Below are 15,611 nucleotides of genomic sequence, written 5' to 3' on the forward strand. Positions count from 1 at the left end.
TATCCGCCTCTTCATCCGCTTCGCCGACCACCGCGCCGGGCCGCGCGGTGCACCGATACCCACCGGAGGACCAAACCATGAGCCCGCGCATACCCCTGGTCGACCTGGCCGCCGCGCACGCGGAGATCGCGCACGCGGTGCGGGCCGGGTTCGCCGAGGTGCTGGCCACGACGGGGTTCGTCGGAGGTCCGCAGGTGGCGGCCTTCGAGCGTGAGTACGCCGCGTTCGCCGGCGTGAAGCACTGCGTCGGCGTCGCCAACGGCACGGACGCGGTCGAGCTGGCACTGCGCGCGGTCGGCGTCGGGCCGGGCGAGGAGGTGATCGTGCCCGCGAACACCTTCGCGGCGACCGCCGGCGCGGTCGTGCGGGCGGGCGCGAAGCCGGTGTTCGTGGACTGCGATCCGAATACCTGCCTGATCGACGTGCCGGCGGCGCTGGCCGCGATCGGTCCGGCGACCAAGGCGATCGTGCCGGTCCACCTCTACGGCCAGCTCGCACCGGTCGAGGAGCTGCGGGCCGGACTGAACGGGCTCGCCGAGGCGGTGCGGAGCCGGGTTCGAATAGTCGAGGACGCGGCGCAGTGCCAAGGCGCGAAGCGGCGCGGTCGCACGCCCGGCTCCGGTCCCGGGGCGATCGCCGCGACGAGCTTCTACCCGGGCAAGAACCTAGGCGCCTACGGAGATGCGGGCGCTGTCCTCACCGACGACGAAGACCTGGCCGAGACCGTGCGCAAGCTCGGCAGCCACGGCGGCCTGGCCAAGTACGCGCACGACATCCCCGGCGTCAACAGTCGGCTCGACGCGCTGCAAGCCGTGGTCCTGCGCGCGAAACTGCGCCGGCTCCCGGAGTGGAACGTCGCACGGCAGGAAGCGGCGTCGTACTACGACAAGCTGCTCGGCGGCCTCGACGGCGTCACGGTGCCGACCGTGCTGCCCGGCAACGAGCACGTCTGGCACCTCTACACCGTCCAGGTCGCCGCGCGCGACGCGGTCCTGGCCGAGCTGGAAGCCGAGGGTATCGGCGCCGGGATCCACTACCCGGTGCCGCTCCACCGCACCGGCGCGTTCGCCACTGACGCGTCGTTCCCGCACGCCGAACACATCGCGGCGCACACGCTCTCTCTGCCGCTGCACCCGCACTTGATGCGGGAGCAGCAGGAGACCGTGGTCGCCGTCCTGGCCCGGGCGCTCTCCGCGCCCCGGCGCCGTCCGCTGTAGCACCGGGGAACTTCGAACGAGGTCGCGGAACGATGTCGCAGAGCAAGATACTCAGTGGATTGAGGAAGTCCGCCTCCGCGCTCATCGCGGTGGCGGTGGCAGGCGTGGTGACGGTGTGGGGCGTGGCCCAGCCGGCGCAGGCGAGCTGCGGGAACGCGGTGGCGTGTGAGAACCAGCAGACCGCGGGCGTGCAGGACCTGACCGACGGCGCCGGGAACCTGGCGACGTACACCAGCGCATACGGGGACATCCAGGGCTTCTCCACGGCCCAGAGCGTCCTGCCGGGCGGCACGATCACCTTGAAGGTGGAGTCGCCGACGCAGTACGCGGTCGAGGTCTCGCGCCTGGGCTACTACGGCGGCGCCGGCTCGCGGCTGATGTCGTGGAGCATGAACACCTCGACCGGGACGTATCCGTCCAACTACAGCGGCACCCTGCCGGCCTGCGACTCCGACAAGTCCACCGGCTTGGTGGACTGCGGAGACTGGAAGGCGCCGGTGTCGATCCAGGTGCCGGCGAACGCGGTGTCAGGGATCTACATCATCGCGCTGGAGCAGTGGGACAGCACCGACGCGCTGATCGGCTACATGCCGGTGCCGGTGGTGGTCCGCGAGCCCGACAACGCCGCGCACCACAGCGACATCGTCGTGCAGACCTCGGATGAGACCTGGCAGGCCTACAACACCTACGGCGGCCAGGACCTATACGTCGGCAACGGCCCGGCGCCCGACGGCCGCGCGTACCGCGTCAGCTACAACCGACCGCTGCCGGACATCGGGCAGAACGGGGTCTTCGGCTCGGAGTTCGCGCTGGTGTACTGGCTGGAGGAGAACGGCTACGACGTCAGCTATATCTCAGGGATCGATGCCACGACGGATCCGGCGTCGGTCAGCAACCACAAGGTCTTCATCTCCTCCGGCCACGACGAGTACTGGAACCAGAGCCAGTGGAACAACGTCATGGCCGCGCGCAAGGCCGGGCAGAACCAGATCTTCATGTCCGGCAACGAAGTGTTCTGGCGGACCCGCTTCGAGAACAGCATCGACGGGACGAACACGGCCAACCGCACGCTGACCACGTACAAGATGACCAAGCTGTACGGCACCAACCCGGTGGACGGCGTCCCCGACCCGACAGGGCAGTGGACCGGGACCTGGATGGATACGCACGGCATCGGCACCGGGGCCGCGCCAGAGGACCAGTTGACCGGATCGCTGTTCTCGGTCAACGCGAATCAGTACTCGCCGATCACCTTCTCGTCGGCCTACTCCGCCCTGCGGGTGTGGCGCCATACCTCGGTCGCGAGCCTCATCTCCGGTTCGGAGAGCACGCCGTACGGCCTGCTCGGCTACGAATGGGACTCCGACTTCCCGGACGCGACCAGACCGGCGGGCGAGATCGACCTGTCCTCGACGACGTTGACCGTGGACCAGCTCCGGACGGACTGGGGCAACGACTACGCGACCGGCCAGGCCACCAACAGCCTGGTGGAGTTCCGCGACCCGACCTCGCACGCGCTGGTGTTCGGGACCGGCACGGTCCAGTGGTCGTGGGGCCTGTCGAACCTGCACACCGACAACACCGGCGTCGCCAACCCGCCGGATCCGCCGAACCAGAGCACGACCCAGGACCGGGACGTCCAGCAGGCGACGCTGAACGTGCTGGCCGACATGGGCGAGCAGCCGACGACGCCGCAGGCCGGGCTGGTGACCGGGACGGCGTTGCCGACCGGCACGCCGGGTCCGACGACGTCGGTGACCGCTCCGGCCCCCGGTACCTCGGTACAGGTTCTCAAGCCTCTGACAGCCACCGGTGTGGCCGCGCCGTCGGCCGGGACGGTGGTGGCGCGGGTCGAGGTCTCGGTGGACGGCGGCAGCACCTGGCACGCCGCCAGTACCACGCAGACCACCGGTGGTGCGGTGTCGTGGAGCTATCCGTGGACGCCGACCACGATCGGCACGGCACAGATCCTGGTGCGCGCCGAGGACGACAACGCGGACATCGGGTCCGCGCAGTCGGTGAGCCTGACGGTCGGGCCGCAGATCTGTCCGTGTGTGATCTTCCCGTCCACCGCGTCGCCCGTGACTCCGGACAGCGGGGACGGTTCCTCGGTGGAGGTGGGGACCAAGTTCCGCACGTCCACGGCGGGGAAGATCACCGGGATCCGCTTCTATCAGAGCCCGGCGAACACCGGCTCCCACGTGGCGAGCTTGTGGACCTCGACCGGGCAGCTGCTGGCGTCCACCCCGGCTTCGACGGCGACCGTGACCCAGCCCGGCTGGCAGACGTTGAATCTGACGACCCCGGTGACGATCAAGGCGAACACGACGTATGTCGTGTCGTATCACGCGCCGGTCGGGCACTACGCGGCTGACCCGGGGTACTTCACGTCCAGTGGGGCCGGACAGGTGCCGATCAAGGCGTTGCAGACCGGGGTCGACGGAGGGAACGGGGTCTTCTCCTACGGAGCGTCGACGATGTTCCCGAACAACTCCTTCAACGACACCAACTATTGGGTGGATCCGGTGTTCGACAACACCGGGGTTCCGACCACGCCGCCCACTGTGACGAGTACGAGCCCTGGCTCGGGGTCGACCGCGGTGTCGCCGACGACGCAGGTGTCGGCGTCGTTCAGTTACGGCATCGACATGACGACGGTGAACTTCACGGTCAAGGACGGGACGGGTGCCGCGGTGCCCGGGTCGCTGAGCTACACCGCCGCGACGAACACCGTGGTGTTCACGCCGGACAGCCCGTTGGCTCTGAGTACCGGCTACACGGCTTCCATCCAGGCGGACGACGTCAACGGGAACGCCATGACCGCGCCGGTGGCGTGGACGTTCACCACGGCGGCGACGATGCCCGCGCCGCAGTGCCCGTGCACGTTGTGGCCGACGTCCACGGTGCCGGCGACGGTGGATTCCGGGGATGGGAACTCGGTGGAGCTCGGGGCGAAGTTCTCGTCGTCGGTGGCGGGGAACGTGACTGGCCTTCGGTTCTATAAGAGCACTGGGAACACCGGGACCCACACCGGGACTCTGTGGAGTGCCACCGGGCAGCAGTTGGCTACCGGGACGTTCACCGGTGAGAGCGCGTCCGGGTGGCAGACGTTGACGTTCGCCACGCCGGTGAGCATCGCGGCGAACACGCAGTACGTGGTCTCGTATCACGCGCCGGTCGGGCACTACTCGGCTGATGCCGGGTACTTCGGGTCCGCGCATACCTACTATCCGCTCAGTGCGCCGGCCAGTGGGAACGGGGTCTATGCGTATGGGTCCACGACCACGTTCCCGAGCAACAGCTACAACGCGACGAACTACTGGGTGGACCCGATCTTCCAGACGACGGCGCCGGCCCAGAGTCCGGGGGCGACGCAGTTGCAGAGCCCGAGTGCGCGGGTCAGTGGGGGGCAGACGACGGGGTCGACGGTGCCGGGGGCGGGGCGGATCGCGCTGCGTGAGGATCCCGTGATGGACCAGACGCATCCGATCACGACGGTGCTGGCGGCCACAGCGGATCCGGCTTCGGTGAAGGTGTCGGTGGTGACTGCGGCGCCGGTGCCGGGGCAGGAGTGGGCGCCGGGGACGATCATGCCCGGGTACGTGACGTTCGATCCGACGACTCGGATCGTGGCTTTCCACCCGGCGGGGTTGCTGCCCCGGAACGGCACCTATCGGGTGACCGTGAATGCGAACGTTGATAATGACGATCCGACACCGCCGCTGACGTGGCTCATCGCCCCGACGACGGTTTACGGCGGGTCGTCTCCGCTGCCGGGACTGGGGACGCCGGTGGGGGTGGCGCCAGGGGTGTTGCCGGGGCCGTCCTATGGGAGCCGGAGTAATCGGCCCGGGGTTCGGTAGGCGGGCTCAGTAGGTGGGTTTCGGTAGGTGGGATCAGTAAGTGGGATCGGTAGGCGTGGTTCGTCGATTCGGAGCGGGCGGAGTGCTATGGGCAGTGTCAGCGTCGTGATTCCGTGCTATCGGTACGGGCATTTCTTGGCCGACTGCGTGCGGAGCGTGCTGGACGAACAGCCCGGCGTCGATGTTCGAGTGCTGATCATCGACGACGCTTCGCCCGACGATTCGGCGGATCGGGCCCGGGAGTTGGCGGCCGCCGATGCCCGGATCTCGGTGGCGGTCCACGAGGCCAACCGGGGGCACATCGCCACATACAACGAGGGGTTGCTGGACTGGGCCGACGGTGACTACTGCGTGTTGCTGTCGGCCGACGACCGGCTGACGCCCGGGGCGTTGGTGCGGGCGACGGCGCTGCTGGACGCGAACCCGTCGGTGGGGTTCGTCTACGGGCATCCGCTGACCTTCCAGGACAGTGCGGCGCTGCCGGTCGCGCGCGGGGCGGACTGGCGTCAGGGCCAGTGGGCGGTGCGGCCGGGGCTGTGGTGGCTGCGGCGGCGGTTCCGGTCGGCGCAGGGGTGCATCACGTCGCCGGAGGTGGTGATGCGGACGTCGGTGCAGAAGCGCATCGGCGGCTACGACCCGGCGCTGCCGCATTCAGGCGACATCGAGATGTGGATGCGCGCGGCGGCGGTGGCGGACGTCGGACACATCCGCGGCGCGGACCAGGCGTACTACCGGCGGCACGGGGCGAACATGTCGACGGTGGACTTCGGCGGTCAGCTGGACGACCTGCGGCAGCGGCGCGCCGCGTTCGAGTCGGTGCTGGTGAAGTGCGGCGAGGCGCTGCCGGAGGCCGACACCTGGGCCACGGAGATGCGGCGCAGGCTGGCGCGGCAAGCGCTGCGGCGGGCGGTGCGGGCCTATGACAAGGGTCTGACTCAGACCGTCCCGGTCGCGGAGCTGCTGGCCTTCGCGGCCGACTGCTGGCCGGACTACCGCCGGCTGCCGGAGTACGCGGGGCTGCGGGTGCGGCGCGCGGTCGGCGAGCGGGCGATGCCGTACCTGCGGCCGCTGGTGGTGAGCGCGGCGGTGAATCGGGGACGGGAGTGGGTCTGGTGGCAGTCCTGGCGGCGGCGGGGGTGGTGAGTCGGCTCGGAGCTCGATGTGCCTCCAACCTGGACTGAAGCCCGCACAGACGGAACGATCCCGGGCAAGTCCCGGCGTTACAATCCTTGTCATTGAAGTGACTGGGGGCGCAGGGATGGATACGACACATCCTGATCCGGCTGACTCCGCGGATCTCGCGGAGTTCATTGAGGCGTTGGGTCTGCTGCGGGTCCGCGCGGGCGCGCCCTCGTATCGGACGTTGGCCAAGCGGGTCGGGTCGGTGCTCCGGCCGCCGCGGGTGGTGGCGCCGACCACGATCGCCGACGTGTTCCGGGCCGGGCGGCGCCGGCTGGACCTGGATCTGGTGGTGGCGATCCTGCGCGCGCTGGGCCTGGCGGAGGCCGAGGTCGAGCAGTGGCGGCGGGCCTGCCTGCGCGCGCACGCCGGGCCCAAGCCGGGCGGGTCGGCCGGGGCGGCCCGGCAGTTCCCCGCGGACCTGGCGACTTTCACCGGACGCACGGCGGCCTTGCAGCAGTTGCTCGACGCCGCGATGGCGCCGGCCGGCGACGGGCTGACCCCGATGGTCGTGGTGTCGGCGATCGAGGGCATGGCCGGCGTCGGGAAGACCCGCCTGGCGGTTCACGCCGCCCATGCGCTCATCCGGGCCGGGCACTACGGCGAGGCTCAACTGTTCGCCAACATGCGCGGGTTCGACGCCGATCAGCCGCCGGTCGATCCGGCCACCGTGCTCGCGGAGTTCCTGCGGGCGCTCGGGGTGCCGACCGCGCGGATCCCCCGGGACCGGGACGAGCGGGCGGCGATGTTCCGCGACCGCCTGCACGGCAAGCGGGCGCTGATCCTGCTGGACAACGTGGCTGACGAAGACCAGATCAGGGATCTGATTCCGGCCAGCCCGAGCTGCCTGGTCCTGGTGACCAGCCGACGCAGCCTGCTGGGCCTGGACGGCGCGAACTTCGTCCAGCTCGACGTCTTCACCTCGGGGGAAGCCCGAGCCTTGCTGGAACGGCTCGTCGGTGGCGCGCGGCTGAAGGGCGAGTCCGCAGCGGCGGCCGAGATCGGGGAGGCCTGCGGTCGTCTGCCGTTGGCGGTCGCACTGGCCGGGAGCCGGCTGCGGGCCCGGCCCACGGCCCAGCTGACGGACTTCGTCGACCAGTTGCGTTCCGACAAGCTCGATGCCTTGGAGCAGAGCAATCGGTCGCCACGGCTTGTCTTCGACCTCTCCTATGACGGCCTGAGCACCCGGCTACAGTCCGTATTCCGGCTGCTCTCCCTGCATCCTGGCCGGGACTTCACGGCGGACTCTGCCGCGGCGCTCGCCGGGACATCGGTCCTTGACGCACGCTCGGCCTTGGAGGATCTGGCAGACGAGAATCTGCTCCAGGTGAAGCCTCAGGGCCGATACGAGATGCATGACCTGCTGCACGCTTACGCAGCGAAGAGGGCCGAAGAGGACTGTTCGGACCGCGAGCGCGACGAAGCGGTGCGAAGGATGCTCGCCTGGTACGTGACGCAAACGGATGCCGCGGCCGAATCCATCAATCCGACGCGCTATGCCATTCCGGTCCCGGACAGTGAGACGCTCGGCTACACGGCGGCCTTCGCATCCAGTGCGGAGGCCATCGCGTGGTTCGAGGCGGAGCTGGCGAGTATCCAGGCCGCGGTGGAGACGGCAGCGAAGTTCGGCATCCGGTATCCGCAGTGGCGGATTCCGGCTGTGACCTCGATCTATTTCGGGACCGTGGAGAACTGGGAGCCCTCGATCAAGCTCTTGCAGCCGGCGATGGACGCGGCCCGGGCGGTGCGGGATCCGTCGGCGCTGGCTTGGATCTCCGGCCGGTTGGGCGGGGCCGAATATCGCCTGGGAATGGTCGATGAAGCCGGCGACCATCTCGAAACCGCGCTGGAGATCTTCCGTAGTGTCGGTGACCGGGACGGCGAAAACGCCACGATGGTCTCCCTGATCTGGTTCCACATGGAGGCCGGACAGCCGGAGCTGGGGCACGAACGCGGCCGTGAGGCGCTGGTCCGGCTCCGCCAGACCGGTGATCGGAACGCCGAGAGCAAGGTCCTGAACAACATGGCGGTGTGCCTGCACGCGTTGAACCGGCCGGAGGAGGCACTGGAGTGTCTGATCACCGCACTGCCGATCATCGAGGAGGCGAACGATCCCTACGGCGTGGCCATGGCCAATCGGAACATCGGCTACACCACCTTGGTGTTGAGGCGGTTCGAGGACGCGGAGCGGTGGTTGCACCGTGCGGCAGAGGTCTATCGGGCGAACGGTGATCACTTCCGGCACGCGGAGTGTCTGCACGGGATCGCGTCGGCGCTCGACGGGATGGGGAACGCGCAAGCGGCCGAGGAACTGGTCCGGACGTCGGCCGTGGTCTTCCAGGACCTGGGCCCGGACGAGGCCGACCGGTTCCGGGCCCGGCTGGACGCGTCGCCGCTGCGCTATCGCCCCGCGGCTAGGGAGTCCGAGGTGCTTGGGGCGGGGTGAGTCGCCCCAGTGCCGGCCGCGTTGCCCCGACGCTTTAGCCGACGTCTCACCGAGGTCTCACCGACGCTTCAGTCGGCGCCTCGGCCGACGCCTCAGGCGGCGCTGACCGGCAGCTGCCGCAGGCCCCTGATAGTGGACGTTTTGCGGCGGCGCACCGGACCGGCGACCCTGAGCTTGGGCATGCGCTCGGCCAGGAGTTGCATCGCGATGTTCAGCTCCATGCGGGCCAGCGGCTGGCCCACGCAGTAGTGCACCCCGCCGGAGAAGGCCAGGTGCTCGGCTGAGGCGTCGCGTCCGATGTCGAACTCGTCGGGCCGTTCGTAGACGTCGGGGTCGTGGCCCGCGCCGCCGATCATGGTGAACACCCACTGTCCGCGACGCACCATCCGGCCCTCCAGCTCCACGTCCTCCAGCGCGATGCGGCTGGTGCCCTGGACCGGCGGGTCGTAGCGCAGTGCCTCCTCGACCGCCTTGGGGGCCATGTGTTCGGGGTCGGCGCGGAGTGCTTCCCACTGCTCGGGGTTGTTCATGAGCGCGAGCACGCAGTTGCCGATGACGTTGACCGTGGTCTCGAAGCCCGCGATCAGCAGGAGGAAGACCATGTGCTCCAGCTCGCCCGGCTTGACCACGTCCTCGGCCTCGGCTGCCACCAGGCGGGTGATCAGGTCGTCGGCGGGTTCGCGGCGGCGGAGCTCGAAGAGGCTCTCGAACAGGGTGTGCAGTCTGGCGTTCGCGGCTTGGAAGCGGGCCGCGTGGCGTACCGACTGGATGCCGTCCAGGACGCTGCCGACGACGGCGCCGTGTTCGCCGAACTCGCGGCTGTCGGCGTCGGGGATGCCGAGCAGGTCGGTGATGACGCTGATCGGGAGCGGGGCGGCGAAGGCGGGGACCAGGTCGAACCGGCCGCCGCCGGCGCCGCCGGCAGCGGCCTGGTCGAGCAGGGAGCCGACGGTCTTCTCGATGCGGTCGCGGAACGTGGGCAGGGTCTTGGGGCTGAAGGCGGGCTGGGCCAGCCGGCGCAGTCTGGTGTGGTCGGGCGGGTTCATGCCGAGGAACGACAGGTTCAGGTCCGGGTCCGGGGCGACGCCGAAACGGCGGTCGCGCAGCACCGCGTTGCAGACCCGGTGGTGCGCCGTCACGAAATTGCCGCGCGGGCTCAGTGTCAGCGTTCCGTTCTGGCGCATCAGGCGGTAGATCGCGTACGGATCCTCATGTCCTTTGCGCGTCTGGAGCATCGCCATCGGCTCGTGCTCGATGTACGCCAGGTAACGGACCTCCGCGCGACGCAGGGCCAGGCCCGTCGCGAGTCCGACCGTCTGCGAGAACTTACTCATTCCTACTCCCCCTTGTCCGGCTTGCCTGATCCCGCGCCGGCGGCCGGCGCGCCCAATCCGTTGAGCAGAGTGCTGAGGGCGAGATCCGGTGCGTCCAGCGGCGCGAGCTTGCCGAACTGGATGGATTCCGCGGCGGTGTATACGAGTGCGTAGAGCGTTTGCAGCAGCCACCAGTCCGGGGTGGAGGCGGCCAGGACGCCTTCCTTGCGCGCGCGGTCCAGGACGGCGAGACAGCGGTTCTCGACGTCGATGTAGCGCTGGGTCAGCTCGTTGTCCTCGTCCAGGGCGGGGTTGCGCCACAGGAACGTCAGCTGCGGCCCGCTGTCGATCATCGCGGCGAGCAGCTGGCGCAGGCCCGCCTTCGTGCCGGGCTCGTCCGCGACGCGGTCCACGGCCTGCTCCCAGATATCCGTGGCCCGCTGACCGACCGCACGCACCAACTCGTCCCTGGTCGCGTAGTGCTTGTGCAGCGTGGTGCGGCTGATGCCGGCGAATTCGGCGACCTCCGCGAGCGACGCGCCGGGCTGCGCCAGAAGGACCTCCGCGACCACGTCGAGCAGGGGGCGCTTCGTCGCACGGCGGGAGCGGCTGAGAGCGCCGGGGTGAACAGTCATGTTCAGAACGGTACGCCGACGTGTGCAAGCTGGCAATGGGAATCGCTAATGATCGCTCCCGACCAGGGTGAATTCGGGCCGATCAGACCCGGGTCGGCCAGGCCTGATCGGTCAGCCGCAAATCAGTCAGCTGCGAATGGCTCGGAGGTGAATCAGGCAGCTGCGAATCGCTCAGACCGGCGCCGACTCGTCAGCGACCACCGGTGGCGGCGAGACCGTGGAACGTCGGCCCCGCGCGAGCCTGGAACGCATCGCGATCCACACCTCCCGCATCGCCGAAGCGGGCACGGCGACCGGCACATACACAGCCAGCGCCACCAGACCCGCACCGGCGATGGCGAGGTCGGAGTTGCCGGCGACGTGGTTCACCGCCAGGGCCACCGCCACGATCAGCGCGCCGCCGAGGAGCGGACGCCACGTCACCGCGAGGATGCGCGTAGGGCGGATGCCCACGGCTCGGAGCGTCACCAGATAGGCCGGCGCGATAAGGCCCGCGGCGACGATGATGTGCCCCATGCCGACGCCGCTGAGGCCATGGTGATGCGCGCCGATGACGAGCGCGGGGATCAGGGCGGCCAGCCAGAGTGCCTGCACGGTCAGGAGCGCTCGGGAACGGCCGGCGGCGACCAGGAAGTCGTAGCAGAGTTCGAAGATGATGCGGAGCAGGCCGAGGATGGCCAGGTAGCGGAGGGCTCCGGTGGCGCCGTTCCACTGGTCGCCGTAGACGGCGCGAATCACCGGGCCCGGCAGGGCCGCGAGCAGCGCGCAGGCCGGGACTGAGGCGATCAGCAGCGGTGACAGGCCGCTGGTGAAGCCCTCGGTGAGGGTGTGAGTGGACTCGGCCGCCCGCGAGAAGCCGGCGAAGGAGACGCGGCGCGCGGTCTCGGAGATGGCGCGCACCGGCCAGCTCGACATCGTGAACGCCACCCGATACAAACCCAGCGAGACCGGGCCGAGCGTGGCGCCGACCACCGCGCTGTCCGTGTTCATCGTCGCCAGGACGAACAGACTGGCGCCGGCGAGCGGGGCCCCGTAGTGGACGAGTTCGCGGGCCGTGGCCCGGTCCCAGCCGGGGCGCAGGTACCCGGGCGCCGCGATTCCGCAGCCCACCAACGCGACCATCACCCCGGCCACCCCGCCCCACGCGAAGCTCGACGCGCCCCAGCCGCGGAACGCCAGGATCAGCGTGAGGCCGGAGCTCACGACGAAGGTCAGCAGATCGATCGTCAGCCGCGCGCGTTGGCGGAACTCGCGCATCAGGACCGCGTTCGGGACGCATGCCATGCCGTCGACGACGACGGCGAAGCACAGGATGCGCAGGACGCCGACCGCGTGCGGGGAGCCCAGCATGACTGCGAGGTCTGGGGCCAGGAACCAGAGGCCGACGTAGAGCAGCGTGCTGGAGGCCGTCGCGAGGGTGACGACCGTCGGTGCGAACTCGCGCGGATCCCGGTCCCAGCGCACCACGGCCAGGCTGACGCCCAACTCGTTGAACGACAACAGCACCGCCTGCGCGACGCTGCCGATCGCGTAGAGGCCCCAGTCGGCCGGCGTCAGCGCGCCCCGGGCGAGGATGACGCCGGTGGCGAAGGTGCCGATCCTGATGATCAGGGTATTGATCAAGCTCCACTTGGCGGCGGAGCGGACGCGGTCGCCGAGCGATTCGGCGGCCGGTGCCGTGGTCGGGCCCGTGGCGGATTCCGCGATGGGGCCCGCGACAGGTTCCGCGATGTGTCCCGCGCCTGGCTCCGCGGCGGGTTGCGATTCGCTCATTCGGCACCGGCCCGGGTCGTCGTGGCGGGTCTGGGGGCGGCCTTGGCGGCTCGGTCGGCTTTCGCGGCCTCGGCGCGGGTGATGCCTAAATACGCACCCGAACATCCGAAGAGTAAGAAGAACAAGCCGCTGAGCATGGGAAAACTGAGTGTGTCGAACGTGGCGCTGATGACCAGCATCACGGCGAAGGCCGCGGCGAAGCACTGGCCGAGGTCGCGGTAGGCCTCGTCGCCGCTCAGGCGGCGTCCCAGCCGTCCGGCGCGGATCCCGGTGAAGTAGACGGCCAGGATCGCCAGGACGCCGACGATGCCGATCTCCACGAGGGCCAGGAGGTAGTAGTCGTCTGTGTAGCGGTAGAGGATGGGGATGAAGGTGGCCGGACCGCGGCCGAACCATGGTCGTTGCTGGATATACGGCGCGACGCCCGCGTAGTCCTTGGTGCGGGCCTGCGTGCTGTTGTCGGCGTTGCCGGAGGCCGAGGAGAACAGGACCATGATCGTGCCGAGCAGTCCCGGCACGAGGACGCGGACGGCTGCGGCGCCGAACAGGGTCATGATGTAGGCGGGGCGTCGGCGCTGCTTCGGCCACGACGGGAGCAGGACCGCCAAAACCACGACCAGGCCGATGATCGCGGTGCGGGACACCGTCATCGGCAGGCTGATGATCATGATGGTGACCGGGGCGTAGCGGCGCAGCATGTTGCGCAGGCCCGGCCCGCGCCGCTTGGGGTCGCCGGCCTGTTGGATGGCGAACGGCAGGTGGATCGCGATGACGGCGCCGAATTCCAGGGGTTGGGTGGTGGTGGCCTGGGCCCGCAGGTGGCCGCCGCGGGCGCCGGTGGCGGCCGGGTCGACGTTGGTGGACAGGCCGGGGATGATGACGTGTTCGGTGAACTGCCAGCCGGAGAAGAACTCGAGGATGCCGATCGCCGCGACGATCGTGCCGAACAGGACCAGGCGGCGCAGGAGGGTGTCGAGGCGGGCCCGGTCGGTGATCCCGGCGGAGGCGACGGCGACCAGGCCGCACCAGATCAGCATGAGGATCAGGGCCCTGTCGGCGGCCTGGGTCTCCAGGCTGCTGGCCGATCGGCCCGATAGGCCGATATAGGACAACGTGAAGGCGGCCGTCAGCACGCACATCGCCTTGCGGACCGAGCCGGATGCCGGGTCGAGGGTGAGGCGTCCGGTCAGGCGTCCGGCCAGGAACCACAGGAACGCCAGGACGGAGAAGATCGTCGCCGGGGCGCCGAGGGCGCCCAGGTTGGCGACGGTCTGGGTGGCCGGGGCCAGCATGACCAGGGCGGCGTAGATGGTCAGGACCGAGGTCGCGTCCCAGCGCGGCGGCTTGGCTTCCAGAGGTGTCGGGCTCGCCGGGGCAGGGCTTCGCGACGGGGCGGCGGGGGTTCGGCGGCCGGTGGCGCGTCTGATGCGCGAGGGCGCCGGGGCGCTCACGGTTCGGCGCTCCTCAGCGGGTGCCGGGGTCGTGATCGGTGGTCACCAGGTGTTCCAGCGGGAGCGGCTCGATATCGATCCAGGGTTCTGTCTCGCCCTCGTCCTCCGGGTCGAGGTCGAGGTCCAGGTCGATGCTTGAGGAGTCGATGGTTGAGGTGTCGATGCTCGAGGAGATGACGGGCCTGCGGTGCGGGCCTTGCGCCGCCGCGCGGTCGCGGGCTCTTCGCAGCGCCATCGCCTCCATGCCGAAGACGGACAGGAACAGGATCCCCAGGCCCACGACGCCGGCGCCGGCCACGTCCTCGTACTTCGTCTTCTTCGACGCGGTCGGCAGCTGCGGCGGGACCACCACGACCGCTCGGATCAGCGTAGACGTCGGCAGCGCGGCGTTGGTGCTGGTCTGGATCACGGCCAGCTGGTCGATCGCGTACTGGTCGAAGGTTTGCAGCTCCGACAGGACCGTGGCCTGGTTCTTGCCGGTCACGGTGAGGGTGAGGAAGGGCCCTGAGGCATTCGAGGCCAGCGCGGCCGCGGCCGGGTCGACGACGCCGCGGGCCGCCAGGTCGGCGGCCGACTGGTCCGAGCTCAGGCGGCGGGCGAGGAAGTCGGCCATGGGTGTCAGGGAGCTGTCGAAGGCCAGGAACGGGTTCCCGGTGCGCTGGTTCGCGCTGGAGGCGGCCGAGGAGTTCAGGAGGCTGATCGTGGACGTGGTCAGGTACTTCGGGGCGATCATGGTCCAGGCGGCGCCGGGCAGCGCGATCGCGACTATGAGTGCCGGGGCGGCTACGTACCAGCGCCTGAGCATGACGCGCAGCATCGTGCCGAGATCCATGGTCCCCCCACGTTTCGCGTTCGGCCTCGCGTGGCGGGTCCCAGGCGGGGCCCGACGTCGGTCCATGATAGGGCCGTATCAGGCCTCTGGGAAGGAAACGGACGACGCGGGCCGGGTGGGGATGTCCCGGCGCTTTCGGGGTTCCGCGCGGGCGCGCCGAGCTGCATCATCGAGGGGGCCGGCCGGCGCGGTCGCCGAGCGGTAGGGCGCGCGCCGGGCCGGGGCGGATCGGGAGGTTTCGGGTGCGGGCGGTAGAGGAGTTCGCGGTGGCGCCGCAGTGGCGCTCATCAGGGGTCTGGCATGCGGTGCGCAGGCGAGCCCGCGCGTGGTGGCTGGCCGTACCGATCCTGGCCGCGACCCTGGTCGGCGGCTACTACGCCACGCACCCGGCGCCGCGTTACCGGACGCAGGCGGTGATCGCGGTCGAGGCACCGACGGCCGAGGACGCGGTGGCGGACAACCCGAACCCCTACGCCGACCAGAAGGCCTCGCTGGCGGCGACCGCAGCACTGATCGCGCAGGGCTTGTCCAGCGATTCGAGCGCGGCGCAGCTGCACACGCAGGGAATGGCGGCTGGCTACTCCCTGACGCCGCGCAACAGCGGGACGACGCAGGAACCGGACTACTGGATGCCACGGCTGGACATCACGGCGGACGGACCGAGCGTGGCGGCCTCGGCGCAGTCACTGCGGATTCTGATGGGCGCACTGGACGCGAACCTGGTGGACCTACAGAACCGGGTCGGCGTCGCGCCGGGGGACCGGGTGACGACGCAGATGCTGGTGGCACCCTCGACGGGACTGGTGCCGGTGCGCAAGAGCAGGGCACTGGCTGCGGTGCTGCTGCTGGGCGGCGGTGGCGCGGCGCTGGTTCCGGGGTGGGCGCGGCGGGAGGCGGCGCGT

Annotated in this window: 10 protein-coding genes; 5 read left to right on the plus strand and 5 right to left on the minus strand. The window is 70.0% G+C overall.

Going from position 1 to position 15,611, the window contains the following annotated elements:
- Window positions 1-77 precede the first annotated feature (77 nt).
- The 4 genes from IZR01_RS25465 (at window position 78) to IZR01_RS25480 (ending at window position 8,705) form a co-directional block, all read left to right on the plus strand.
- Window positions 78-1,217, plus strand: a complete 1,140-nt coding sequence (locus IZR01_RS25465) for a DegT/DnrJ/EryC1/StrS family aminotransferase (protein WP_194925311.1) — start codon at window positions 78-80, stop codon at window positions 1,215-1,217.
- A gap of 59 nt (window positions 1,218-1,276) precedes the next feature.
- A complete protein-coding gene (locus IZR01_RS25470) occupies window positions 1,277-5,080 on the plus strand; it encodes a DUF4082 domain-containing protein (protein ID WP_194925312.1) in 3,804 nt (1,267 codons plus the stop codon).
- A gap of 87 nt (window positions 5,081-5,167) precedes the next feature.
- Window positions 5,168-6,223, plus strand: a complete 1,056-nt coding sequence (locus tag IZR01_RS25475; RefSeq protein WP_194899776.1) for a glycosyltransferase — start codon at window positions 5,168-5,170, stop codon at window positions 6,221-6,223.
- Window positions 6,224-6,338: 115 nt separating this feature from the next.
- Window positions 6,339-8,705: an ATP-binding protein gene (locus IZR01_RS25480; protein WP_194925313.1), complete on the plus strand. Its 2,367-nt coding sequence runs from the start codon at window positions 6,339-6,341 to the stop codon at window positions 8,703-8,705.
- 92 nt (window positions 8,706-8,797) lie between these two features.
- On the opposite strand, the gene IZR01_RS25485 is transcribed toward IZR01_RS25480, so the two are convergent.
- The 5 genes from IZR01_RS25485 to IZR01_RS25505 form a co-directional block, all read right to left on the minus strand.
- Complete coding sequence (locus IZR01_RS25485; protein ID WP_194925314.1) at window positions 8,798-10,039, minus strand: cytochrome P450; 1,242 nt, start codon at window positions 10,037-10,039, stop codon at window positions 8,798-8,800.
- A gap of 2 nt (window positions 10,040-10,041) precedes the next feature.
- The gene (locus tag IZR01_RS25490; protein ID WP_194925315.1) at window positions 10,042-10,653 is read right to left on the minus strand and encodes a TetR/AcrR family transcriptional regulator; all 612 of its coding nucleotides are present in this window, start codon (window positions 10,651-10,653) and stop codon (window positions 10,042-10,044) included.
- A gap of 171 nt (window positions 10,654-10,824) precedes the next feature.
- Entirely contained in the window at window positions 10,825-12,426 is a 1,602-nt protein-coding gene (locus tag IZR01_RS25495) for a lipopolysaccharide biosynthesis protein (RefSeq protein ID WP_194925316.1), read from the minus strand.
- Entirely contained in the window at window positions 12,423-13,877 is a 1,455-nt protein-coding gene (locus tag IZR01_RS53450; protein ID WP_194925317.1) for an O-antigen ligase family protein, read from the minus strand. Before IZR01_RS53450 ends, IZR01_RS25495 begins: the two co-directional genes overlap by 4 nt.
- Before the next feature lie 13 nt (window positions 13,878-13,890).
- Window positions 13,891-14,709, minus strand: a complete 819-nt coding sequence (locus IZR01_RS25505) for a hypothetical protein (RefSeq protein WP_194900085.1) — start codon at window positions 14,707-14,709, stop codon at window positions 13,891-13,893.
- A gap of 242 nt (window positions 14,710-14,951) precedes the next feature.
- Here IZR01_RS25505 and IZR01_RS25510 point away from each other — a divergent pair.
- On the plus strand, window positions 14,952-15,611 hold a 660-nt coding region (locus IZR01_RS25510), incomplete at its 3' end, for a hypothetical protein (RefSeq protein ID WP_194925318.1).

It is taken from the genome of Catenulispora pinisilvae, assembly GCF_015356865.1.
Classification (GTDB): Bacteria; Actinomycetota; Actinomycetes; order Streptomycetales; family Catenulisporaceae; genus Catenulispora; species Catenulispora pinisilvae.